A 26,135-nucleotide genomic window follows, 5' to 3' on the forward strand; every position below is an offset into this window, starting at 1 on the left:
TTTTTTCATGCTCTTGCCCTGAATAAAAACCACGTTGCTCAGCTTTTTATTACTACTTATACTAAATAAACTCTGAATACATATGAACCAATTTTTACATCTTTTCAATTATATAAAAAAACGAGCCCAATTTGGCTCGTTTTTGTTTTAATTAATAGCTAAAAACCAACTGTTATTCTTACTCCGGATCATACCCCAAATTAGGCGATAGCCATCTTTCAGCTTCTGCTAGCGTCATATGAGTTCGTTTAGCGTAGTCTTCTACCTGATCCTTTTGCACTGCGGCTACGGCGTAGTATTTAGCCTCTGGGTGTGAGAAATACCAGCCCGAAACCGCAGCACCTGGCCACATGGCGTACGAACTAGTTAGCTGCATACCAATGCGTTTTTCGGTATCGAGCAACTGCCAAATTTTCTTTTTCTCGGTGTGCTCTGGGCACGCTGGGTAACCTGGCGCTGGGCGAATACCTTGGTAATTTTCGCGAATTAGCTCATCGTTTGCTAGGTTTTCGTCTGGTGCAAAACCCCAATACTCTTTACGTACTTTTTCGTGTAGGTATTCTGCAAACGCTTCGGCGAGCCTGTCGGCAACCGCTTTAACCATTATTTTGTTGTAGTCATCTTGCTGTGCGTCAAACGCATTTGCTAAATCGTCTTCTTCTAGGCCGCCCGTTACTGCAAACGCGCCAAAGTAATCAGGCATGCCTTTTGGTGCTATGTAGTCGGCTAGGCAGTAGTTAGCAAAGTCGATTTTTTCGGTTTGCTGACGTAAATGACATGAGGTAGTTAAGACTTCTTTGCGTGTTTCGTCGGTGTATATTTCTATGTCATCACCCACGCGGTTTGCAGGGAATAAACCAATTACGCCAAGTGGTTGCAAACTGCCTGCTTTTTCAAGGTCGTCTAACATATCGTTAGCGTCTTTAAATAAGCTTTGCGCTTGCTCGCCAACTACTTCGTCGGTCATTATGCGCGGGTATTTACCGGCAATTGACCACGTCATAAAGTATGGCGTCCAGTCTATATATTTACGTAAAGTCGCAATTGATACATTTTTAAACTCGGTCACGCCCAGCTTTTTAGGCACTGGTGGTGTGTAGTTATCCCAATCAAGCTTTGCTGCGTTATCGCGTGCGCGCTGGATTGTAACAGGCTTAGAACGTGGTTTTTTACGCGCTTGTTGCTCGCGTACTTTTACATATTCAGCTTGTGTTTTAGCTAAAAAGTCAGGTTTAATGTCTTTTGATAATAAATTTGAAACCACACCAACTGCACGGCTTGCGTTATTTACATACACAACGCCTTTGTCATATTGCGGCTCAATTTTTACTGCGGTGTGCGCTTTAGAGGTAGTTGCACCACCAATGAGTAGCGGCAGTTCAAAACCACGGCGTTTCATTTCTTTTGCTACGTGTACCATTTCGTCAAGCGATGGGGTAATTAAGCCCGATAAACCAATAATATCGGCTTTTTCGTCGATGGCGGTTTGCAGTATTTTATCGGCAGGTACCATTACGCCTAAATCGATTACTTCATAGTTATTACACTGTAGTACCACGCCTACAATATTTTTACCTATGTCGTGTACGTCGCCTTTTACGGTCGCCATCACTATTTTACCATTGGTTGAACCTTCTTCTTTTTCGGCTTCAATAAATGGGTCTAGGTAGGCTACGGCTCGTTTCATTACGCGCGCCGATTTAACCACTTGTGGTAAAAACATTTTACCTGCGCCAAATAAATCACCTACCACGTTCATGCCATCCATTAACGGCCCTTCAATTACGTGAATAGGCTTATCGGCAGCAGCGCGGCACTCTTCGGTATCTTCATCTATAAAGGTGGTAATGCCTTTTACAAGCGCGTGCTCAAGGCGTTTTGCAACAGGCCATGTGCGCCATTCTAAATCTTCTACTCGCTCGGCTTGCGCCATACCCGAGTATTTTGGTGCAAGCTCTACTAAACGCTCGCCTGCGCCTGAGTCGGTGTTAAGTATTACGTCTGTAACGGCTTTACGTAGTTCTTCTGGTATGTCGTCGTAAACGGCTAGTTGCCCCGCATTTACAATACCCATGTCCATACCAGCTTGAATAGCGTGATATAAAAACACCGAGTGAATGGCTTCACGTACGGGGTTATTACCCCTAAACGAAAACGATACATTTGATACACCACCAGACACTTTACAGTGCGGCAAATTTTGTTTAATGCGGCGTGTGCCTTCAATAAATTCTACGGCGTAGTTATCGTGCTCTTCAATACCGGTGGCTACGGCAAATATATTAGGGTCGAATATAATATCTTCTGGCGCAAAGCCAATGTCTTCTACCAATATTTTATAACTGCGCGCACATATTGCGAACTTACGGTCTGCAGTGTCGGCTTGCCCGTCGGTATCAAACGCCATTACAACAGCGGCTGCACCAAAGCGCTTTATTATTTTAGCTTGGCGAATAAATGGCTCTTCGCCCTCTTTTAGCGATATAGAATTAACAATAGCCTTACCTTGAATACACTTTAGGCCTGCTTCTATTACTTCCCATTTAGAGGAGTCGACCATAATGGGTACGCGTGAAATATCAGGCTCTGAGGCTATTAAGTTTAAAAACTTAACCATAGCGGCTTTTGAGTCCAACATGGCTTCGTCCATGTTTATATCAATAACCTGTGCGCCATTTTCTACTTGTTCGCGGGCCACTGTTAGCGCGGCTTCAAAGTCTTCTTCCATGATTAAACGTTTAAACATGGCAGAACCGGTTACATTGGTACGTTCGCCGACATTAGTAAATACTGCTATTTGTTGGGTCATGCTGGCTCCTTAATTTAAGTTACAGGCTTCAAGGCCTGATAAACGCATGCGTACTTCAAGCTCTGGTAGTTGGCGTGGTTTAACGCCCGCTAAACCTTTTGCAAAAGCGCGAATATGCGCAGGCGTGGTGCCACAGCATCCGCCTACTATATTAATAAAGCCCGATTTACCCCAATCGATAATTTCGGTTGCCATTTCAGGCGCTTCTAAGTCGTATTCACCAAACTCATTTGGTAAGCCCGCATTAGGGTGTACCGATGTAAAGGTTTCGCACACGCGCGACAACTCTTCTACATATTGGCGCAGTAAATCAGGACCAAGCGCACAGTTTAAACCAATCGAAATAGGCTTAATATGGCGAATAGAGTTATAAAATGCTTCGGTTGTTTGCCCCGAAAGCGTACGGCCAGAGGCATCGGTAATAGTACCCGAAATCATAACTGGTAATTTACGCCCTGCTTGCTCAAAGGCTTCTTCTACGCCAAACGAGGCGGCTTTTGCATTAAGCGTGTCGAATATAGTTTCGATTAGTATTAAATCGGCGCCGCCTTCCATTAATGCAAGGGTTGATTCTACATACGCAGTAACTAGCTTATCAAAGGTAACGTTTCGGTAACCCGGATCGTTTACGTCTGGCGAAATTGAACACGTTTTAGATGTCGGCCCTAAAACCCCGGCTACATAGCGCGGTTTTTCTGGCGTTTTAGCCGTAAATTCATCACAAATTGCGCGTGCTAATTTAGCCGACTCTACGTTTATTTCACGGCTTAGGTTTGCCATGTCGTAATCTTCCATCGAAATAGTGGTCGAGTTAAACGTGTTGGTTTCAATAATATCGGCGCCCGCTGATAAAAAACCACGATGAATATCAGTGATTAAGTCGGGCTTGGTTAGGCTTAATAAATCGTTATTGCCTTTAATTAATACATGCCAGTCTTTAAAACGCTCTGCGCGATAGTCTTCTTCTTCTAGCTTATGATCTTGGATCATGGTGCCCATAGCGCCATCTAAAATTAAAATGCGTTCTTTTAATGCGGCGCTTATTTCGGCTTGCTTATTATTTGTAGGAGCGTTATTCGGCATAGTTGTTAGTCCTCACGTCTTGGCTAACTAAATTAATATCATACGGTGTGGTTTGGTACACGTAGTAATTTAACCAGTTCGAAAAAAGTAAAAAAGCATGGCTTTGCCACGTTTTTGAAGGTTGTTTAGTTGCATCGTCATCCGGAAAGTAATTTTCGGGTTTTGGTGCATTAGGGCTTTTTTTACAATCGCGCTCGTATTCTGCTTTTAGCGAGTCGGCGTCGTACTCTGGGTGGCCGGTTATAAACACTTGGCTACCTGATTTATTTTTAAGTAAGTAAGCCCCTACTCGCTCAGAACCTGCCAGTACAACTAGCTCATCACAGGCGTTTATTTTATTTATATCAATGTGGCCATAACGTGAGTGCGGTACTAAAAAGGTGTCGTCGAATCCGCGAGTCAGTGCGCCGTGATCAAAGTAACATTGGTGAGTAAATACGCCACACAGTTTATCGTCTTTTAAATCGCGCTTTAAATTGTAACGGTGATATAACGCTGCATGCGCTGCCCAACACGAAAATAACGTAGAGGTAACGTGTTGCTCAGCCCAATCAATAATGACTTTTAGCTCATCCCAATACGCTACATCGTCGTATTCTAAATGCGCAAGTGGCGCACCGGTTACTATTAATGCATCGTAATTATTGTCTTTAACCTCAGAAAAATAACGATAAAAGGTATCAAGGTGCTCTTCTGAATTGCTGCTACTGCGGTGAGTGTCGAGGCGCAGTAGTTCTACGTTTACTTGCAAAGGCGAGTTGGCAAGCAAACGAATAAACTGAACTTCGGTTTCTACTTTATTAGGCATTAAGTTTAAAATAGCCAAACGCATTGGGCGTATTTCTTGCGTTTTTGCACGTGTTTTTGGCATTACAAATACGTTTTCTTGACGTAAACGTGCAATTGCCGGCAACTCGTCTTTTACTGTAATTGGCATTCTTAAAGCTCCTGCTCATAAAAACCGAGAGTTAATTCGCCCTTATTATGAACAGAATGCCAAAAATATCAACCTCTAGATGTATAGATGTCTAAATGAACTTTAAGATAGTAAACGAAATTTATAGAAGCACTTAAAATTATTAAGTAATACTTTTTGAGTTGCGCTACCAGAGTCAGTAGCGCATGCGGTTTTAAAAACGATAATTTATAGAAAAGTTAAGAGCATAGATATTACCTTCAATTGCATCAAAATACTGGTATTCTGCACTTGCCTGCCAGCGTTGGTTTAACATGTAATCAACCCCCGCCCCAAATGTTTTGCCATCTTTATCGTAGTTTTCCTCTGTAATGAGAAACTGATTTGTGTTTGAGCCAATAACTTCTTTTGCAAAACGGCTGTAATCATCGTTATAGCTCAACTTATTTCTAGCGTATCCTGCAAATAAAAATACACCAACTCGGGAAGAAACTGGGTAATTAGCTTTTAAAAATATGCTTGTTTGTAATTGTAAGCCGGAACCAACTTGAGTATGTACAGGTTCGGAAGTAATTTTTCCTGTTAATGGTTCTTGAGTATAAACATCCCCATTTAATGGCGTTGGCTCCTCATTTAAACCAATACCCAAACGCCCTTCTAGTGCAAAATATGGTGAAAACTGATAACCTACTTGAGTATAAATCGTTGTAAACTGCAGGCTATACCCTTCGTAAACATCGAATTCGGTAGAGCCTAAACCGAGCCCTTGATAAGGTCCATTCACTCGCATTATCTCAGCGTTACTCGCAACTGAGTACCCTCCCAAAATTATTGCGCTTACGCTTAGGGATACAAGCCATTTTAATTTCATAATTATTCCTTTAGTTTAGTATCTGGTGATATTTTAAATACCTTCTATAAACGCCTAAACGCTCAATATAAAAATTCAAGTTGTGTTACGACAAAAGTGAAACCAAATTGCAGCTCTAAAATTAAGATGTGCGCTTTCAAGAAAACGCAAATCAAGTTAGAGTTAAACTTATTCATTATATTTTTCTTCTAAACAACTGTTAACACTATGCAGTTATTTAAATACCCATACAATTGATCAATACAATATAAAACAATTTACTACACTTTCTTACAGCCTACTTATTTTTGAAAAACTACGCCATTCGTTGACTGTTTCACCTGAGAGCCACTACAATACAACATTGAAATTTTTATTATTATTTGAAGGCTCCTTTAATGGTTTTACCTGATAAATTTATATTCTCGATGAGTCGAGTATCTAAGGTTGTGCCACCTAAGCGCACTATCTTAAAAGATATTTCGTTGCACTTTTTTCCTGGCGCTAAAATTGGTGTGCTTGGTTTAAACGGTTCTGGTAAATCTACGTTACTACGCATTATGGCCGGTGTTGACCAAGATTTTGAAGGTGAAGCACATCCTCAGCCTGGTACAAAAATTGGTTATTTACCGCAAGAGCCAGTACTAGACGAAAGCAAAACAGTGCGCGAAATTGTCGAAGAAGCCGTTGGCGAAGTTAAACATGCGCTTAGCCGTCTTGACGAAGTGTATAACGAGTACGCAATGGAAGGTGCTGACTTTGATGCACTTGCAAAAGAGCAAGGCGAGCTTGAAGCGGTTATTCAGGCGCACGATGGTCACAACATCGATAACGTTTTAGAACGGGCTGCTGATGCACTTCGCCTACCAGAATGGGATGCTAAAATTGAGCACCTTTCAGGTGGTGAGCGTCGTCGTGTTGCTATATGTCGATTATTGCTTGAGAAACCAGACATGCTTATTCTCGATGAACCTACTAACCACTTGGATGCTGAGTCGGTTGCATGGTTAGAGCGCTTCTTACACGATTACGAAGGCACTGTTGTGGCGGTAACGCATGACCGTTACTTCCTTGATAATGTAGCTGGCTGGATATTAGAGCTTGACCGTGGTGAAGGTATTCCATGGGAAGGTAACTACTCTTCTTGGCTTGAACAAAAAGATGCGCGCTTACAGCAAGAACAAAAATCTGAAAAAGCACGTCAAAAATCAATTGCGCAAGAACTTGAATGGGTTCGTTCAAACCCTAAAGGTCGTCAAGCTAAGTCAAAAGCACGTATGGCTCAGTTTACTGAAATGCAGCAGTCTGATTACCAAAAGCGTAACGAAACTAACGAGATGTTTATTCCACCTGGTCCGCGTTTAGGCGACCAAGTGCTTGAAGTAACTAATCTTCGTAAGAGTTTTGGCGATCGCGTTTTAATTGACGATTTAAGCTTTAGCATGCCAAAAGGTGCCATTGTGGGCATTATTGGTGCGAATGGCGCGGGTAAATCAACACTGTTTAAAATGATAAGCGGTGAGCAAGAACAAGACAGCGGTAGTATCAGCGTTGGTGAAACAGTACACCTAGCTACTGTTGATCAGTTCCGTGACGGTATGGATGAAAGCAAAACTGTTTTCCAAGAAATATCAGACGGTCAAGACGTACTAAAAATTGGTAACTTTGAGTTCCCAAGCCGAGCGTATGTAAGTCGCTTTAACTTTAAAGGTAACGATCAGCAAAAGTTTGTTAAAGACCTATCTGGTGGTGAGCGTAACCGCTTGCATCTTGCTAAGTTATTAAAAGCGGGCGGCAATGTGTTACTTCTGGATGAGCCAACCAATGATTTGGACGTTGAAACCCTACGTGCACTTGAGAATGCTATTTTAGAGTTCCCTGGTTGTGTAATGTGTATCTCGCATGACCGTTGGTTCCTTGACCGTATTGCAACGCACATTTTAGATTACCGCGACGAAGGTGTAATTAACTTCTTTGATGGTAACTATACTGAATACGAAGAGTGGCTTAAAAAGACACTCGGTGCAGCAGCAGCTCAACCTAAACGTATTAAGTACAAAAAAATTGGCTAATCTTCACTGTAGCTGACTTATTACAGTAACACTAAGCCCTGCATTTATGCGGGGCTTTTTTATGCCACCAGCATTCTAAGCACTTATTTTCTAGCATGTAGAGAATTACCCGCTATGATTAATTTATTATAAAAACAATAAGGCTAAATTAGGATATGCAAAATCGTCGTCAGTTTTCTCGTGTATTATTTTCAACCGATGCACAGGTAATTTTTAATGATCATCAATACCCATGTAAATTGCTTGATATATCTCTACATGGCGCATTGATTAACAAATGCGATGCTTTGACAGGCTGCACCAATAACGATGCAATACTGCGTTTTACACTCCCTCAAAGCGACATAGAAATAAAAATGGAAGTAGTTGTGTGTCATATAGAAGCAGATCACATCGGTTTAAAGTGCCGTCATATTGATATAGATAGCATTACTTATCTAAAGCGATTAATTGAATTAAATTTAGCCGATGACGAGCTGCTGCATCGCGAACTCACTATGCTGATTCACGACGCACAATAATAGACTCATTTAGATTAGTTGATTACCATAGAGCAAATTTTTCAACGTGTGAATACATGACTTTAAATCCACATTTACCTTTGGTGTATCATCCTAACTATTCGTTTAGCTTTGATCCAAAGCATCGTTTTGCAATGAGTAAGTTTGCACATTTATATCAGCATGTTGAAGAGCTTGGTTTGATTGGCGATAACCTAGTTGAGCCAATATTAGGCACGCCAGCACCACTTGAGCTAATACACTGCGAAAATTACATACACGATTTGTGGAACAACCGCTTAGATGAAAAAGCCATGCGCCGCATTGGCCTACCTTGGTCAAAAAAGCTCATGGCGCGCACATTTACAGCCCCTCAAGGCACATTACAAACGGCTCGTTTAGCGCTAAAACATGGCATAGCATGTCACCTTGCTGGTGGGACACACCACGCACATACCGATTTTGGCTCAGGCTACTGCATGGTTAACGACCTTGCCTTTACCACGCAAACTTTAATTGAATCGGGTGAAGTAACTAACGTACTTATTTTTGATTTAGACGTGCACCAAGGTGATGGCACTGCGGCCATGTTACAGCATCAGGCATACGCTTATACCTGCTCTATACATTGTGAAAAAAATTTTCCGTTTAGAAAATCTGCTAGCGATTTAGACATTGGCTTAACCGACAATATGAAAGACGACGAATACCTCGCTATAGTGGATGAAACCTTAAGTTACTTACTCAAAGAGTTAAATCCGAGCTTGGTACTTTACGATGCTGGCGTTGATATTTGGCAAGGCGATGGTTTGGGTAAATTAGACATTAGCTGAGATGGTATAATTAAACGCGACCATTTAGTGTTAAAACGCTGCCTTGAACACAGCATACCCGTTGCTACAGTAATAGGTGGAGGTTATGATAAAGACCATCTTCGTCTTGCTAAACGCCACGCTATTGTTGTTGAGCAAGCCGCTCGCTTTTAGTGTGAAATAAAAATGTTAAATTCTCGTTCTTATTTAATACATACAATAAAAACGAAAATACTATGAAACAGTTATTTATCGCCATCACACTCATTTTGTTAAGCTTTACAGCACATGCGCAACAGGAAATAACAAATACCATCCACCCTAAATTACCTACATTAAATTTACAAATGGCCGACGGTTCTATAATTAATACCCACGATTTACTAGGCCAGCCTTATATTTTACATTTTTGGGCCACTTGGTGCCCATACTGTAAAAAGCTGCAACCGGCACTTCAAAAAATTGATGATATGGGCTTAAAGGTCATTGCAGTTAGTTTTAAAGAAGATGAAGATGCTGCTCCCGCCAAAGCTCTTAGCGACAGAGGTTATACTTTTAAAACAGCAATAAAGGCTGATGCGATAGCTAAAAAGTTAGGGATCAGAGGTACGCCTACTACATTATTTATAAATAAACAGGGCGATGTGATTTGGCTCACTAACACCTCAAATTCAGAAGATGCAAACTTGCATTTAAATGCACGTACGTTACTTCACTCTATGGAACTAAAAACAGAGTAATTTACTGCGTTTTTAGCTGACTTGGCGTTAAACCTGTCCAACGCTTAAAAGCACGCCGAAAATTTGGGATGTCATAAAATGCTAGACGCTCAGCAACTTGTTCATTACATTTAGCACGTAAGGTAAGTAGGTAAATTGCTTTGTGTTTGTTTTGCTCGTCAATTAGCGCTGAAAAGCCTACTCCGTTAATTTTCAGTTTTCGTTTAAATGTAGCTGAACTCATAGCAAAGTGCTTTGCGGTACACTCTAAATTAGCACTTGGGTGAGAGTATAAATACCTACAAACAGCTTCAATAAAAGTCATGCTAACTAAATTTTTATTATGTAATTGAGACTGCGCTTGCATAAATCGTAATTGACTAGCGCACGGGTTCTTAGCCCTTAACATGGCTTTATTTAATACCCAGCGAGTACATGGCCTATCAAAACTTATCTTTAGCCCTAAATTTTGTTCGTACTCTTGAATATGCCGAGGGCGCTTAAAAGCAAAGTCAAACTGACAATGCGGGTAACTTTCGCTTACTCGTTTGAGTAAACTATAAAAAGCGGTGCTGTATATTTCTAATACGTAGTGGTGCAGCTCTTCATTGAGTCCATGAGCAGGTTGTAAATAAATATAATATTGCCCGCTTTTAATGTATGTTTGGCTAAATAATAAAGGCGCTAACTGCATTCTTAAATGCGCTAATTGCTTTAGTACTTGCCCTAAATCAGCACTGTACATAAGCGCTTGTACTTCAACTCGCGTATCATTTATTAGCTGGCTACCAAGTAAAAAGCCACTGTCGGTACTTTTCATTAACAGTTTAAATTGTGCTAGTAAACGCACCTGCTGAGATAAACTAAACGCATGTTGAAAGTTAAATAAATCTTGCTCAAATATTCCCGTACCACGCAATAGTTTATGAAGTTCAATACCTCGACTTTGTGTTAATTCAACAATCGCAATTATAAGTCCTTGTGCACTTACAAACTTATCATCTTGATTAACAAAGGTGTGCACGTTGCGCTACTTTTTGTTGGTGCTTTTTTTGTTGTAACTGGCTATGCAATTGGCTTGTTAATGTACCTGTATAATTACGTTCATTACCTTGAATTAGAGCAGTTGTTACATGCTGAAACTTTGCTTTTTTTGAGCCTTCCACTTTAAATGCGCAATATCTCAATGCCCCTTTAATTTGCATCATAAGCTCTTTTGCTTGTTGTTCTGTGGTTTCTGGCATTAACACCATAAAGCAGTCTCCTGCATACCTGCACACAACATCACTTAGCCGGCAGTTCATTAGCAATAACTCGCTCACCTCACGCAGTAACCTATCGCCTTCTTTAAAACCAAATTCGCTATTAAAATGCGAGAAGTCGCGTATATCAATAGCACCGAGCCACAAAGGCTGTGTGCTTAAAAGCTGATTTTTTATGGCTAAATCTAAGTACTGCGCTTTATAAAGCCCTGTTACAGAACAAACTTTACTGTGTTCACGCAAGTTAGCTTCACGGCGGCGTAATTGGCGATTTAATACATATTGCTCTTGATGCCAATAATACAACCCCAAGCTAGTTAGTAGCATGCCTACAGGGGCTGGTAATGACTCAATCCAACTTAGCCATTTGTGTGCTGGGTGCATTAACCACTCATCGAGTAAATCTAAAGTAGCTGAGAACATAAACAACCCTACGCCAATCACTAAATAAGTTGTTACTTTACTGGGGGGCCTTGAAATTAATAACACCGTGATCCACACCAGAGCCATGAGTACAATACCGCCCTCGCCCATAATATCTAGCCATTGAATATCAACATACGTTTTAAGTACACCTAGGTAAGCGCTTAAAAAGCAGGCACTAAAAAACATCGCAATAATACAATTAACTAATAATCGGTGGCTGGTAAATGGGTTAAATCGCATTAATTAATCTTCTCTTTGTAGAGTCTATTTTTATGCTAACTCATATCTATATTTGCCAGCAGGGTCATATTAGCTCAACTATATGACAGCAAGATGATCACCATTTTCAAAACCATCTTACACCACACAAAAAACCTCACTTTATAAGGAGTGCTAGTAGCTCATAAAGCCTTTCATAACAGTAAAACACAGCTCACAGTATATGTTTAAAGTAACACCTGTCACATTTACGTCATAAAATAACTTTAGTTTGCTCGTCATGCCAAAAATCAATGCAGATTTTAACGTTAACAATAAATTAGATATTTCTATATTAGAATCAGAAGCAACTTGAAAGACGGATTTAGACTAGGGGCGAAGCAGCTTTGCTCAGCTTTTACTAAACCTTCTAGGTTACAAGCCTCGCACCGCGATTAAATTGACCATAGATAGAATAAATTTCAATCAAAAAGGTCAGCTGGCCCAAAATCTATAAAGCATGATTTTTAATAAAGAAAAGCTATTTATTACAACACTCGCTTCATGATTTTTTAGAAGAGACTGAGAAAATATAACACTGTGTTCAGTAAAGGAACCATTATGAATTTTAGATTAAATAAAACACTTAGCTTACTTGCTAGCTGTTTAATGATTAGTGCCATAACCGCCTGTAGTAACGGTGCTGTAAGTGAGAATATAAGCATTGAGAAGCAAATAGTTAGCACTGTAGAGCTTGGTCCAAATCAAAATATGCAAGGCTCACAAGGCGCGTGGCTAAGCAATAATAATTGGTTATTAGCAAGTGAAAGCAAAGGGCTAGTACTTGTAAATAGCCAAACAGATACAAACCAAATAATTGCGCCCGGAAATTTTGAATCTCTTTCAGTTAGGGCTTTATCAAGCAACGCTTTTTTAGTGGCGAGTATTGATAACAACCAAGACAATGTAGCTATTTTTAAACTTCAACATGTAAATAAAACATGGCAGTTATCTGAGCTAACCCGAATCATATCACCACAGGCTCAGCCCGACACAGTTTGTTTATTTGCTAATAATATCACGCAGACAGTTACTGCATTTATAGCCGATGTTCGCGGCTTAATTACCGAAACGGCTATTTTTGATACAGCTAAAAATCAGCCCGTCAATGTCAGTATACGAGAATTCCCTGGCGTAAGTGAAGCTGCGGGTTGTGCTGTAAGTGATATTACAAGCACGTTGTTTATTAGCGAATCCAACGTGGGGATTTGGGCTATAAATGCAAATGCTGAATCGCAAGCTGATAAAAAACCAATTGCGCTTGTTGCACCCTTTGGCGAACTAAAAAATGAACTTGGCGCTCTCTTTGCCTCAAGTGATGGCATGATATGGTTTACAAGCACTGAAAATAGCCTCCTATATGCTTATAACCCAATTAGTAATAAATTAAAACACTGGAGGTTAAATACTAATTTAAACCCTGAATCAGCCGCTATCAAGTACACCAGTAATAATACAGCGACTGCGGTTATTTATAATGATACGACTGGGGCTTATATGCAAAGCCAACTATCCGTGAAAAAAATAGCGGTTCAAAAAAATAGGCAAAACATAACGCAAATACATGCAAATGCACAAACTACACCTGTAAACGCATTTGGTGATGCCGCCGACGATCCTGCTATTTGGGTAAACCCTAGTGATGCTGAAAACAGCCTTATTTTAGGCACTGATAAACGTCGTGGACTAATGGTATATAGCCTAAATGGCAAGCTTGAACAGTCACTTGAAGTTGGTCGTTTAAATAACGTGGACCTACGACAAAATAGCACCATTAAAAACAGTACCAATACATTAATAACAGCCAGTAATCGAACACTTAACGGTATTAGTGTATTTACAGTACAAGCTAATAATAATGTGAAGTACATTGCTGATATTCCTACCAATCTTGATGAAATTTATGGCTTATGTATGTACTCGTCAAATACGGGGAACTATGTTTTTGTAAATGATAAATCGGGGCTGTATCAGCAATATAAAATCAGTGAGAATAACGAAAAAATAACAGGCAAACTTGTACGCGAGTTTAACCTTCCAAGCCAGCCAGAAGGCTGTAGTGCAGATGATGAACTAGGACAATTATTTGTAGGCGAAGAAGATGCCGGTATTTGGTATATAGGTGCTGAGCCAAGCACCGGAACAACACCTATCATGCTACAACACATTAATAAGCAATTAGTTGATGATGTAGAAGGGATGGAAATTTATCATGCAGATAACGCACGTTATTTAGTTGTTTCAAGTCAAGGCGATAATAGCTATGTGTTATACGAAATAGGTAATATAACTCAAAACACTGAAGTGCCATCACTCAAATTTAGTGGTAAATTTAGCGTTATTGCTGATTTAAACTCAGGTATTGATGGCACATCAGAAACCGATGGACTAACTGTTACAGCAAAACCTTTACCAGGTTACCCTGAGGGTATTTTAATAGTACAAGATGGTTATAATCGAATGCCGCAGCAACCACAAAACTTTAAAATAATTGATTGGCGAGAAGTTAAAAAAGCCATCAGATAATACGCGCTACCTAATCATTTTATAAAGGCTCACTTGAGCCTTTAAATTGATCTTGTAATTAGATAAATATTACATACATTTTTATACTACAATTTAAACTCATAAATTAATTGAGATTATTATGCGCCTACTACTTACTTTATTACTAATTACTATAAGTGGCTTTGTAACAGCGGAAGAAGAGAAAAAAGTAGAACTCCCCCCTGTCGATCCTGCTTATAAAGCTAAACATCCAATGGTGTTAGTTAATAAAGGCTCGTCTATCATCGCGATGAATTTGCCTACCTATAATTCACCTCATGATGTACAAGTTGTTTATAAAATAGGTAACCCCGATGTGGCGTTTTTAGGCTTTGTCAGAAATGCTGAATTAATCACCGTAAAACCACAAGCATTTAATATTCAACATTTAATGCGTGGTGAAGAAATTACGATTATTGCCGATATTTTTGAAGGCGATTACCAACAAGGTGGTAGTTTAATTTACTCACAAAAAGAACTTGTACTAGGTAAACAGTTGTATGCCAGAGAACTAAAGGGGTTAAGTGAATCATCACAATGGCAAGACTACGACATAATTAACCTAGGCGGCACTGAGCGTATTTATATTCATAAAATTCAACAAGCGCCGAGCTATAACCATCTTATTTTCGTCGATTTAGTTAATGCGTGTATGCAAAAGTTCCGCACCTCAAAACGAGTTCCACCTGTAAATGAGCTTACCTATAAATTTGTTAATTGCGGGACACTCAAACCACTTTACTACAATGCAAATGATTTTAAAAAATAGTTACTTATAATCAGTTATAAGCTTAAGCCCCTGCTGCATAGCATCGATTGATTGCCCTGCAAAACCTAAACGAACATGGCTAGGTTGCTCGGGCATTAAACTTCTTACTGAATTAGCAAAATAAAATTCAAATTCTGCTTGTAAATACACGCCTTTACTTTGCATTGCTTGTTTTATATTACTCGTATTTTTATTTAAGTTAACCCACATTGCCATGCCGCCATCAGGCTTTTTATACTCTATTGGTAAACCCTGTGATTGCAGTAACGTTAACGTATTGCCCATTGCTTCATAACGTTGTTTATAGTGCTTAGTCATGCGTTTTAAATGGCGTTCAAACCCGCCCTCTTGCATAAAATGCGCTACAGCTAACTGCATAACAACATCATTTTTATGATTTACTAACTGCTTCCATGCGATTAACTGTGTTAATACTTCAGGGGCTGCGCAAATGTAGCCAATTCTAGCACCTGAGAACATAATTTTAGAAAATGTAGATAAGTAAATAATAATCCCAGCGGGATCGTTCCCAGCCATAGGTTGTAATGGCTGACAGCGATAGTGAAATTCGTGATCGTAATCATCCTCTATAATCAGTACGCCATACTCATAACATAATTGATATATTTGCATGCGCCGTGTAGGCGAAAGCGTAACGGTGGTTGGATATTGATGCAGCGGCGTTAAGTACAACATTTTTATTGGATATCGTTTAAGTTGCGCTTTTAAATCATCTACACACAACCCATATTCGTCTTGTTTTATATCTATTAATTGCGCACCACAAGCTGCAAACGCTTTACGTGCTGGCGGATAACCTAAGGTTTCGGCAGCGACAAAATCGCTTTTATTTATAAACGCCTTTGAAATTAAAAATAAAGCTTCTTGTGAGCCATTACATACAAGTAAGTCTGATACTTTTAAACTTCTAGTTTTATGTAGATAATTGCTTATCTGAGTTTTTAGCTCACTCACTCCACTTATATTGCCATAATGAAGTTTACTGGTGTCTAAATGATTAAATACATGGCTCATAGAGCGTTTAAATTCTTTATAGGGAAAGCTATTTAAATCAGGAAGTCCACCTGCGAAATTATATACGTAGTCTTTTAAATTCATTGCCGGAATAGGCACGGCTAACTCTGTAGCAAATTTATAAGGTTTTGGTGTTAAAACTGGCGTGTGCTCACAGTTAGCACTGCTTTGAATTGGCAGTGTTTGAGTGACGCTATACCCAGATCGTTCATGGGACTCTAGCCATCCTTCGGCTACTAGTAACTGCAATGCGTTCATTATTGTATGGCGATTTAACTGATACGTTTGCGCCATAACTCGAGCAGAACTAAGTTTTGCACCAGGTGCAATATCTCCCTTTACGATAGAACCGCGCAGAGCATCTGCAACTTGTAAGTACTTAGCTTTGTTTGAGTTATTAAATTCAATATTAAGCGGTTGCATGTTACCCCTTTATAACTGGTATAGCTAAAAAGCCAATTCTGGTTGTTTTTACCAAACCAAATTAGCGTACATTTATTGCTCGCAAATAGCAAAGCTTAGAGGCAATATGTTTACTCAACAGATGCATAAAACAAATAAGGTCATACTAGAGCCATTAAATTATGAGCATTTAAAAGGCTTATATAAAGCTGGGCAACATCCAAAAATATGGGAATGGGTATTAAGCAACTATACAAAAACACCTGAACTGTTAAAGGAATGGTTTACTACTAGTGCACAATTTAATAAAAAAGAACAAATTGTATTTGCCATAATAGACATAGCCAGCAAAGAGGTTGTAGGCACTACACGACTATTTAGATTAGATACACATAACTTAAGTGCTGAAATTGGTCATACATTTATAAGCCATCACTGGCAGCAAACTTATATTAATACTCACACGAAATATTTACTGCTTAGCTATGCTTTTGACGCGTTGAATTTAGTGCGAATAACATTTAATACTCACGAACAAAATCAAAAATCTCGAAATGCAATTACTAGACTAGGCGCCCGATTTGAGGGCGTAGCTTATAAAGACAGACTCCTTAGTGATGGGAGTTACAGAAGCACTGCAAAATTTAGCATTATTGACGAGCATTGGCAGAGTATTAAATTACAGTTAGAGGAGAAGCTTTAATGTACCCACCAATACATTTTCAAGAACATAATATTGAACGTTTGCAGGCTTTAGTAAAGCAATTTCCACTTGCAACTATTTTAATGCCCTGCTCGCAAAGTGACTTAAATAATATATGCCAAGTACCTGTATTATATGAGCTCTCACGTAATGTATTTATTGCTCACGTAGCAAAACATAACCCGCTAACGCAATGTGATAAACAGTCAGTAAAATTACTATTTAGTGGCGATAACTGTTATCTATCTCCCTCGTATAGTAATAATAAAACACTGCCGAGCTGGCTTTACTCATCAGTACAAGTAACCGCAAAAGTAGATATTATTAAAAGCGACATTGAGAAAGAAAAAATAATGCGGCAATTAACGAGCTATTTTGAGCAAGGCTTTACACCAATGTGGAGTATTGATGAGGTGCCAAAAAATCACCGTGAAGCTATGTATCAACAACTTAGTTTTATAACGTTTACTCCTATTCACTGGCAAGGAAACTTTAAATTAAATCAAAACAAACCAGTCGATGTAAGAGCAGCTATAAAAAACAGCTTAGCACGTGAAAATAAAGGTAGTATTGCAGCGTTATTTAACTAGCAAAAAACCTTGCTCGCATTCTAATAATTCTTGTTAGGGGCCATTAAAGAGCCCCTTAATTAAAAATCAAACTCAGAAAATTCAAGTAATCTCAGCTGAAATAAGGTTAACTTAAAATTATAATTTACATATCAATTAACCTTTAAACCCGAACTTAATCTAAACAATGAATAGTTAAATAACCCAATTATTAGCAATAGCATTTATTACTTAGGGCCAGACTCTCCATTCAATAGTGGCATTTGATAAGCATCATCCAATTGATAAATATACATACTCACATCAGTAAACACACTATTTCCAGTATCTCTTTGAGGATCAGTTGCAGACTGTGCAGCGTAAACATTGTTGCTCGCTTTCATATAGCCTGACACATTCCAATGTGGTCTTCTGCTATCATCAAAATAATTAGATTCAATAAGTGCTTGCGCCTCATTTGTCGTATTAATCGCGAAATAAGTAATTTCGAGCCAATAATTATTATATAAATGGGCACGTGTTTTACTGCCATCTAATTTAGGATTTCGCCCTGCAGTGTAATTCCAAAAGTTATGATGAAATGTAACTTCTGAATCAGTGACCGCATTAGTATACCAATGCTGGTTACCACATACGAATGGGTTATAGCCGTCAAATTCATTGTGACTTAGCGTAATATTTTTACTGTTTTTGATATCGACATAACCATCAGAAATATTAGAAAAATTAACATGGTCAATAACTATATGGCTTGAACTATTCAAACTGATGCCGTCTCCCCCCTCAACCAAATGAGGATTGATATTGTCAATATTGAGGTTTTTAACAATAATGTTTTTGCTATTGCTTAGATCTAATGTCGCGCCAATAATTTTAGCATTGTCACCTAAACCGATTAGGGTTTTATTTGATTTAACACTAATGGAAATATCATTACGTACCTTGTTTACGGTCGTATTTGTTGTACCACCTAATGATGTACAACTTTGCCCCGAATTAGGTATACGATAAAATATTTCTCCTGGATCCTGATACTCAGGACACTCAATAGCACATGCTGCTACGGTTGAACCTCCGGTACGACAATCAATGTGTGTATTATTTGGAATTTGGATAATTGTTGTGTTTGACGATACCAATGCTGATTTTAATGCACTACAGCTTGTTACCGTTATTGAAGACCCTCCTGCGCCTCCTGTCGTTGTTGCTAAACCATCACTGCCAGGAAGTGATGCAAAGCCCGTTACATCAATATTTGAATCGTTCGCGCTATCGCAGCTTCCATTGACTGGGTTTAAGTACCAACGTTGTGAACTAACATTTAAATCATCATTTTGATAAATATTTGCCCCATTATCACTCCCCGCAACCGTAATTGCCTTATCACTAAAAGCGGAACGAATACTAAATGCCCCCGTAGAATCTTGTAACAATCGCCATTGTTGATTTGATTGCCCAGACGCTGCCCACTGAATAATATTGCCACCATTAGCTTGAGATCGCTCTGATACATCCAAAAACAAATCACTATGTGAAGCTTTAATTGTCCAAAAACCATTCCCTAAATCATTAAAGATAAATTGCTGATTTGTTCCGCTATTTTTTGCATAAGAGATGATATTAGCACCAGACTCTCTTGATTTTTTATCAACATCAATCGCTTTATCTGAACTAAAGTTAACAATTTGATACCGTTGATTATTTTTTGGTAGAGCTTTACAGTTTTCTGCTTTTACCTGTGTTGATATTAAATTTAACAACATCATCGAAAGTGCAATTTTACTTACATTTTTTATATTCAAGAATTTCATAATTTTCCTCATATTTTTTGATATAAACGAAAACTTAGGCAAAGCAAGAAAATAAAAAACAATACCACCGGTAGCATGATTGCACAACAAAACTAAACGTCAACATTTTATTAACATTAACTGTCATTATATCTTTTTAAAGTTAGGTTTAAATAGTCAATCTGTACCCAACTATTTTAAACGCTCTTCTTAAATGCGAGTTCTTCCGAACGTGTGTTTTATTTATTCAAACTACGAGGGTCGTATTATTTAAAATGGTCTTGAAATCGACTTAAGGTGATACTTGCTCTTAAATTGAAATGATTGAAATAAAGTTCTAGCAAGTTTATTACTAATTACGCCTATAAAAACATGCTATAAATATAAAAAAAGGCCCTTTCGAGCCTTTGGATTAACTTTGGAATAGTTAAAAATTTTTAAATTAGGTAAGCGTTAATAGCTGTGGAGCAACGCTATGATAGTCAACAGCCATAGCAATACTTAACGCTGTAATATTAATAATTGAAAATGCGAACACTTTACGTGCCCAACTGCTCATATCAATATTACGACGATAACCACGTAGCGCCATTAGCAACCACCAAAAGCTGGTGATGCACGCAACAGCCATAAAGGCCACGCCGGTGTATCCACTAATAGGCAGTAACATCACCACTAAGGCGTATACAGCAATATAAAGCACAATGTGGCGCTTTGCTTTATCAATACCTTGCGCAACGGGTAATACAGGAATACCTGCAGCTTGGTAATCTTTAAAGCGAAAAATAGCGATAGCGTAAGAGTGCGGCATTTGCCACAAGCTAAACATAACAAGCAGTATTAATGCGCCCATATCGAACTGCCCTGTTACGGCGCAGTAACCTACTACTGGCGGTACAGCGCCTGAAAGGCTACCTACAAATGTGCCATATACTGAGTTACGTTTCATGTAGAGGCTATAAACCCCTACATAAATTACGTAGCCAAAGGCTGCAAAAAATACTGCGGCTTGAGTGGTGTAGGCGATAAGTAAACCAAAGCCCACAACACCCAATAAAATACCGTGACTAAGTGCAGCAAAGGCCGACATTTCGCCTGTTACTGTTACTCGCGTACGAGTACGCGCCATGGCTACATCTATATCTCTATCTATAACATTGTTGATAGCACAACCTGATGCAACCACTAGTGACAAACCAATTAATGTGGCAATCATTAACCATGGGTCTATATCACCGCGCGAGGCAAGTAAAAACCCACCCGCTACGCTGATCAAATTGCCCATAATAATACCCGGCTTTGTCACTGATAAATAACGACGAAACATCTTCAACTCCTAGTACATCATCATTGCGTTAGATTCATAAATGATCCAAACAGATAACCCAACAACCATTACGATGATCAGGGCACTGAATAGGAATGAGAATGTACTTGCACGACCATCTTCGGTGGTAAAATTAAGGTGTAAAAAGTACTTTAAATGCACCCAAATTTGTACGATTGCTAAAGTAACAATGCTCCAAAGCGTTGTTGCTTTTGAGAAGTCACCTTCCATAACCATATAAAACGGTATAGCAGTTAAAATTACCGATAGTACAAAGCCAATTAAGTAAGTTTTAACACTCCCATGAGATTCATCATGATGATCACTTTGCGTTTGCTTAAACGCATGCGTTTCGCTGTGGCTCATTACATTGCTCCCATCAAATAAACAACGGTAAATACACAAATCCAAACAATGTCTAAGAAGTGCCAAAATAGGCTTAAGCAGCTTAAACGCGTTACGGTTGCTTTACCTAAACCACGTTTAGCAACTTCTATCATCATTATGGTCATCCAAATCAGCCCAGCAGTTACATGTAATCCATGTAAGCCGACCAATGAGAAAAACGATGTTAAAAAGGCACTTTGTTGTGGGCCATTACCATGCACAATTAGGTGATGAAATTCGTATACTTCCATACCAATAAACACTGCACCTAAACAAAACGTAACAAATAACCAAGTCAGTGTTAGTGCCTTTTTTTGCCCTTGAGCGGCAATCATGGCAAAACCAAAGGTAATACTACTAATCAGTAGTGCTGCAGTTTCTACTGCTACAAAGTCGAGTTCAAAAATATCTTTACCCGATACACCACCGGCTGTGTTCATAAATAACACAGCGTAAGTGGCAAAAAATGAGGCAAACAGTAGGCAATCGGTCATTAGGTATAACCAAAAGCCAAATATCGTATCGCCAGATGTGTCGTGATGATCATGCGCGTGGGCATGATCATCGTGTGATACAGAGTCTAAATTTGCAGAAAGTGTACTCACGCTTTTAACTCCTTAATGCCACTTGAATTATATGCAGCTTCAATGCGTGCAATTTCATCAGGTTGTATATAGTAATCAACATCGCTGGTGTAACAACGTTTGATAAATATGGCAATCCCGCCCACTAGACCAACAACAGCTAACCACCAAATATGCCAAATCATTGCAAAACAAAATACTGTTAAGCTTGCTGCCATGAACACGCCAGCTGATGTGTTTTTAGGCATATGAATAGGGCTGTAGTTTGCTTTATCTTGATATGCTTGGCCTTTTTCTTTCATGTCGGTCCATGCATCAATATCATCAATATGTGGAATTGTTGCAAAGTTATAAATTTGCGGAGGTGAACTTGTAGCCCACTCAAGTGTGTGGCCGTTCCACGGATCGCCTGTTGTATCGTCAAGCGCTTCACGGTCTCTAAAGCTCACATATAGTTGAATAACTTGGCTAATAATACCAAACATAATAATTACAGCACCGCCTGCGGCAATGTATAACCACATGTTCCAATCTGGGTTGTTAGTGTGGTTTAAACGACGTGTCATACCTAAGAAACCAAGTACGTACAACGGCATAAATGCAACGAAGAAACCGATAATCCAACACCAAAATGATGCTTTACCCCATTTTTCGTTAAGTTTAAAACCCATTGCTTTAGGGAACCAAAATACAAAACCAGCAAGGTAGCCAAATACAGCACCACCAATAATGGTGTTATGAAAATGTGCAATTAAGAATAAGCTGTTATGCAGTACGTAATCAGCACCAGGAATGGCAAGTAATACACCGGTCATACCGCCTACGGTAAAGGTAACCATAAAGCCAAGTGTCCAAAGTACCGGTACGCTAATACGTAAACGACCTCGGTAAATAGTAAATAACCAGTTAAACAACTTAACCCCAGTTGGTACGGCAATAACCATGGTCATTACCCCAAAGAACGCGTTAACGTTAGCACTCGACCCCATGGTAAAGAAGTGATGTAACCAAACAATAAAGCCTAAAATTGAGATTGCAGCGCTGGCGTAAACCATCGACTTGTAACCAAATAGACGCTTACCTGCAAAGGTCGAAATAATTTCAGAAAAAATACCAAACGCTGGTAATACTAATATGTATACCTCAGGATGACCCCATGCCCAAAACAGGTTGATGTACATCATGGCGTTACCGCCCAATTCATTGGTAAAGAAGTGAAAGTCGAGATAACGATCAAGCGTTAGCATTGCAAGTACAGCCGTTAAAATTGGGAATGATGCTGCAATTAAGATGTTTGCCCATGTACATGTCCATGTGAAAATTGGCATTTTCATTAGGGTCATACCTGGTGCACGCATTTTAAACACGGTTGCTAAAAAGTTTACGGCTGTTAGAAGTGTACCGAGCCCGGATATTTGCAAGGCCCAAATATAATAATCGACCCCCACCCCAGGGCTAAAGGTCAGCTCCGAAAGCGGCGGATATGCCACCCAACCTGTTTTTGCAAACTCACCAAACACAAGTGATAAGTTAATTAAAATTGCACCACTGGCTGTAAACCAAAAACTTAAATTATTTAAAAATGGAAAAGCAACATCGCGAGCACCAATTTGAAGTGGTAATACGATGTTCATTAGACCAATCATAAATGGCATTGCCATAAATATGATCATGATTACGCCGTGGGCAGTAAATATTTGGTCGTAGTGTTCTGGTGGTAAATAACCTGGCGCACCACTGGTAGCAAGTGCCAACTGCGCACGCATCATTATTGCATCAGAAAAACCACGAAATAGCATTATTAGTGCTAAAAGAATATACATTACGCCTAAGCGTTTGTGATCAACAGACGTGATCCAGTCGCGCCAAAGCACGCCCCATTTTTTATACTTTGTAATAAGCCCGGCAATAATAAGCCCAGCTATCGCAATAACCGACATCGTGAACACAAGAATTGGCTCATGAAACGGAATTGCGTCGAGTGAAAGATTACCTAATAACGACATTATTATTCCTCGCCTTGGCTGTGAGATGAAGGCATTGAGTGCTCACTCATTTCATGATGCTTTTTACTCATTTGCCCATGTTCGCCCATTGCATGGTGTTTTTTGTTCATATCGCCATGCGCCTGCATGTATTTCATCACGATGGTATGAAATAAGGCGTCATCAACTTTTCCGTAATATGCTACTGGGTTATTTTCGCTTGCTTTTGCAAGCTCAACATAATTTGCATGAGTCAGGTTATTAGCGCTTGAATTCGCTTTCACATCACTCACCCACTTATCAAAGTCTGCTTGTGTAGGTGTAGCAATGGCATTAAATTTCATGCCAGTGAAACCTGCGCCGCTGTAATTTGCTGAAAAGCCTTTAAACGTACCTGGCTCATTTGCAATTAAGTGAAGCTTGGTTTCCATCCCAGCCATTGAGTATATTTGACTACCCAATTGCGGAATAAAAAATGAATTCATTGTGCTCTCTGAGGTGATTTTATATTCAACAGGTACATTTGCTGGGAACACTAATTCATTAACCGTAGCAATACCTTGCTCAGGATATATAAATAGCCATTTCCAATTTAATGAAACCACTTCAACAGTAAGATGTTCACCTTTACCTTCAATTGGTTTGTAAGGGTCTAGCTCTTGGGTAGACTGCCAGGTAATAACACCTAAAATGATTACAATAACAATAGGAACAGCCCAAACTGCGGCTTCAATTTTATTTGAATGAGCCCATTTTGGCGCGTAAATTTCATGAGTTTGCGTGTCTCTATATTTCCATGCGAAATACAAAGTCATCACAATAACGGGAACGACTACAAGCAACATAAGCACGGTTGCAATGATGATTAAATTTTTCTCATCTATGCCTATCTGCCCTTTTGGATCGAGTATCCCGCCTTTACAGCCTGACAACGCCAGCACTGTACTAGCTAAAGCAATATTACAAAGGTTACGAATTAACAAGGGAGTATCCTACAAACCTAGAGTTTCAATTTGCTGCTTAAAATAAAAACCAAAGCAACGATTTTTCAATAAAAACCCAAGTTAACTAGAATTAAATTATAAAAATAAGGGGGCTATTCAAAACCTAGAGCTCATGCCATTAATGACCTAGCAACAAACCCAGCTTTCTAAACGCATTTATATAACGTAATAAAAATTAACTTGGGTGAGTGGTGGTTGGCTGAAATGTGTTTAAAAAACACGGAGCTACTTTGTTTTAGCTAACCTTAATTATTTACAGCAAGAACAAATAATTAAAACCAGCAACAAGATGCAGCGTTACAGGCAACCTGTAAAGCTAGGTGGAGCACGACAACCATGTGAAGAGATCACAGGCTGAAGAACTTTAGCCTCGCTAAAAGCAAAGGCTGCTTTACGGAGGATTATGCCAGCACGACGTGCTGGACAAATATGGAACAATAACCAACAAAGGCCAATAAGTAACTGACTTGATATGATCGGATGAGCTAAAAATTGCGCAAGATTAAGTAACAGTGGCTCTACAATAAACCCATCACTTAATAGCGCTTCAAGCTTGAAGACATCCTCTAATGCACCGCTTAGCAACATTACAGTATTAAACACTAATAAAGTTATAGCTACACACACGCCCTTGCCTGCTTTATTCAAGCGTTCACACGTCTGCGGCTCGCCAGAGGCAAGTTCCGTAGCTGTATGATGCAAAGAAAGTGTGTTCAAAGACATTAACCTACTAAAATGACTATAACAAAATTAGAGTAATACAGTTTGCAATGGAAAAATTTAAAAAAACATTGCTGTTGTAAACCCTAAAACCAAGTGCTAAATACAATCAAATCCAGCTAGCACATATTTACCTAGCGAAAATTGATCCGTATCAACCAAACTTTCAAAACTTACTGAAAGTTCGAACGTGAGTATAACAAAGAGAATTTTCTGTTCAACTAAAAATCAATTAATTTGAGTTAAGCTTTCGAAGCTATTTTGTTAATAAAAAATAACACGATAAAAAACAATTTGTTAGCTAAAATAAAAAACGATTTAAAGAGAAATATTTAATAGGATTATAGGTTTTCAGGAGGGAGTAATAATTATGTCGCACAAATAAAAACAGCCCAAATTCAGTCACCACCGAACTTGAGTTGCCTTTCACACTGACAACATCTTCACACACAATATAAAGATTTTTGGTTTACATTACGTGGCAATTGAAAGGAAATAAAAACAACCCAAATTCAGTCACCACCGAACTTGAGTTGCCTTTCACACTGACAACATCTTCACACACAATATAAAGATTTTTGGTTTACATTACGTGGCAATTGAAAG

21 protein-coding genes and 1 pseudogene are annotated in these 26,135 nt (G+C 39.0%); 8 read left to right on the forward strand and 14 right to left on the reverse strand.

Annotated elements, in window-relative coordinates; genetic code table 11:
* Positions 1-178: 178 nt before the first annotated feature.
* The 4 genes from metH to DC53_RS00915 all read right to left on the reverse strand — a co-directional run bounded on the left by metH (position 179) and on the right by DC53_RS00915 (position 5,679).
* Positions 179-2,809, reverse strand: coding sequence for a methionine synthase (gene metH / locus DC53_RS00930; protein WP_033032175.1), 2,631 nt, complete (start codon positions 2,807-2,809; stop codon positions 179-181).
* A gap of 9 nt (positions 2,810-2,818) precedes the next feature.
* Entirely contained in the window at positions 2,819-3,892 is a 1,074-nt protein-coding gene (locus DC53_RS00925; protein ID WP_033032177.1) for a homocysteine S-methyltransferase family protein, read from the reverse strand.
* The gene (locus tag DC53_RS00920) at positions 3,882-4,829 is read right to left on the reverse strand and encodes a homoserine O-succinyltransferase (protein WP_007376156.1); all 948 of its coding nucleotides are present in this window, start codon (positions 4,827-4,829) and stop codon (positions 3,882-3,884) included. The genes DC53_RS00925 and DC53_RS00920 overlap by 11 nt, the downstream gene beginning before the upstream one ends.
* Positions 4,830-5,022: 193 nt before the next feature.
* On the reverse strand, positions 5,023-5,679 hold the full coding sequence (locus tag DC53_RS00915; RefSeq protein WP_008133978.1) for an outer membrane beta-barrel protein: 657 nt from the start codon (positions 5,677-5,679) through the stop codon (positions 5,023-5,025).
* Positions 5,680-6,056: 377 nt separating this feature from the next.
* On the opposite strand from DC53_RS00915, the gene ettA reads away from it, so the two are divergent.
* From ettA to DC53_RS00900, 4 genes and pseudogenes are all read left to right on the forward strand, one after another.
* Positions 6,057-7,730: an energy-dependent translational throttle protein EttA gene (gene ettA, locus DC53_RS00910; RefSeq protein WP_007376155.1), complete on the forward strand. Its 1,674-nt coding sequence runs from the start codon at positions 6,057-6,059 to the stop codon at positions 7,728-7,730.
* A 155-nt stretch (positions 7,731-7,885) separates the two neighbouring features.
* Positions 7,886-8,251 (forward strand): PilZ domain-containing protein, encoded by a 366-nt coding sequence (locus DC53_RS00905; RefSeq protein WP_008133974.1) that lies wholly within the window; start codon positions 7,886-7,888, stop codon positions 8,249-8,251.
* A gap of 56 nt (positions 8,252-8,307) precedes the next feature.
* A pseudogene (locus DC53_RS0120825) lies at positions 8,308-9,216 on the forward strand (histone deacetylase family protein).
* A 62-nt stretch (positions 9,217-9,278) separates the two neighbouring features.
* Positions 9,279-9,782, forward strand: a complete 504-nt coding sequence (locus DC53_RS00900) for a TlpA family protein disulfide reductase (protein ID WP_008133972.1) — start codon at positions 9,279-9,281, stop codon at positions 9,780-9,782.
* A 1-nt stretch (position 9,783) separates the two neighbouring features.
* Here the strand turns inward: DC53_RS00900 and DC53_RS00895 are convergent, their stop codons facing one another.
* Positions 9,784-10,785, reverse strand: coding sequence for a helix-turn-helix transcriptional regulator (locus DC53_RS00895; RefSeq protein WP_007376151.1), 1,002 nt, complete (start codon positions 10,783-10,785; stop codon positions 9,784-9,786).
* Positions 10,769-11,689, reverse strand: a complete 921-nt coding sequence (locus tag DC53_RS00890; RefSeq protein ID WP_033032179.1) for a GGDEF domain-containing protein — start codon at positions 11,687-11,689, stop codon at positions 10,769-10,771. The genes DC53_RS00895 and DC53_RS00890 overlap by 17 nt, the downstream gene beginning before the upstream one ends.
* Positions 11,690-12,268: 579 nt before the next feature.
* On the opposite strand from DC53_RS00890, the gene DC53_RS00885 reads away from it, so the two are divergent.
* A complete protein-coding gene (locus tag DC53_RS00885; RefSeq protein ID WP_007376148.1) occupies positions 12,269-14,233 on the forward strand; it encodes a phytase in 1,965 nt (654 codons plus the stop codon).
* Positions 14,234-14,354: 121 nt separating this feature from the next.
* Positions 14,355-15,023: a hypothetical protein gene (locus DC53_RS00880; protein ID WP_007376147.1), complete on the forward strand. Its 669-nt coding sequence runs from the start codon at positions 14,355-14,357 to the stop codon at positions 15,021-15,023.
* On the opposite strand, the gene pdxR is transcribed toward DC53_RS00880, so the two are convergent.
* A complete protein-coding gene (pdxR, locus tag DC53_RS00875) occupies positions 15,024-16,481 on the reverse strand; it encodes a MocR-like pyridoxine biosynthesis transcription factor PdxR (RefSeq protein WP_033032181.1) in 1,458 nt (485 codons plus the stop codon). It abuts the gene before it with no gap.
* Between the two features lie 106 nt (positions 16,482-16,587).
* Between pdxR and DC53_RS00870 the strand changes: the two genes are divergently transcribed.
* Both DC53_RS00870 and DC53_RS00865 read left to right on the forward strand, forming a co-directional pair.
* Positions 16,588-17,163, forward strand: coding sequence for a GNAT family N-acetyltransferase (locus DC53_RS00870; protein ID WP_033032183.1), 576 nt, complete (start codon positions 16,588-16,590; stop codon positions 17,161-17,163).
* Positions 17,163-17,753, forward strand: coding sequence for an FMN-binding negative transcriptional regulator (locus DC53_RS00865; RefSeq protein ID WP_033032186.1), 591 nt, complete (start codon positions 17,163-17,165; stop codon positions 17,751-17,753). The genes DC53_RS00870 and DC53_RS00865 overlap by 1 nt, the downstream gene beginning before the upstream one ends.
* A 206-nt stretch (positions 17,754-17,959) precedes the next feature.
* Here DC53_RS00865 and DC53_RS00860 read toward each other — a convergent pair whose 3' ends face one another.
* From DC53_RS00860 to DC53_RS00830, 7 genes are all read right to left on the reverse strand, one after another.
* Entirely contained in the window at positions 17,960-19,543 is a 1,584-nt protein-coding gene (locus DC53_RS00860; RefSeq protein WP_033032188.1) for an RICIN domain-containing protein, read from the reverse strand.
* Positions 19,544-19,964: 421 nt separating this feature from the next.
* Positions 19,965-20,849 carry a heme o synthase gene (gene cyoE, locus DC53_RS00855; RefSeq protein ID WP_007376142.1) on the reverse strand — a complete coding sequence of 295 codons (885 nt, stop codon included), beginning with the start codon at positions 20,847-20,849 and terminating at the stop codon, positions 19,965-19,967.
* Between the two features lie 9 nt (positions 20,850-20,858).
* Positions 20,859-21,215, reverse strand: coding sequence for a cytochrome o ubiquinol oxidase subunit IV (cyoD, locus tag DC53_RS00850; protein ID WP_033032190.1), 357 nt, complete (start codon positions 21,213-21,215; stop codon positions 20,859-20,861).
* Positions 21,215-21,841: a cytochrome o ubiquinol oxidase subunit III gene (gene cyoC / locus DC53_RS00845; protein WP_033032192.1), complete on the reverse strand. Its 627-nt coding sequence runs from the start codon at positions 21,839-21,841 to the stop codon at positions 21,215-21,217. The genes cyoD and cyoC overlap by 1 nt, the downstream gene beginning before the upstream one ends.
* A complete protein-coding gene (gene cyoB / locus DC53_RS00840; protein ID WP_033032194.1) occupies positions 21,838-23,826 on the reverse strand; it encodes a cytochrome o ubiquinol oxidase subunit I in 1,989 nt (662 codons plus the stop codon). The genes cyoC and cyoB overlap by 4 nt, the downstream gene beginning before the upstream one ends.
* Positions 23,827-23,828: 2 nt before the next feature.
* A complete protein-coding gene (gene cyoA / locus DC53_RS00835) occupies positions 23,829-24,788 on the reverse strand; it encodes a ubiquinol oxidase subunit II (protein WP_033032197.1) in 960 nt (319 codons plus the stop codon).
* 318 nt (positions 24,789-25,106) lie between these two features.
* Complete coding sequence (locus tag DC53_RS00830) at positions 25,107-25,526, reverse strand: hypothetical protein (RefSeq protein ID WP_033032200.1); 420 nt, start codon at positions 25,524-25,526, stop codon at positions 25,107-25,109.
* Positions 25,527-26,135 lie beyond the last annotated feature (609 nt).

Origin of the sequence: Pseudoalteromonas fuliginea (genome assembly GCF_000690055.1) — a bacterium.
In the GTDB taxonomy this organism is placed as follows: Bacteria; Pseudomonadota; Gammaproteobacteria; order Enterobacterales; family Alteromonadaceae; genus Pseudoalteromonas; species Pseudoalteromonas fuliginea.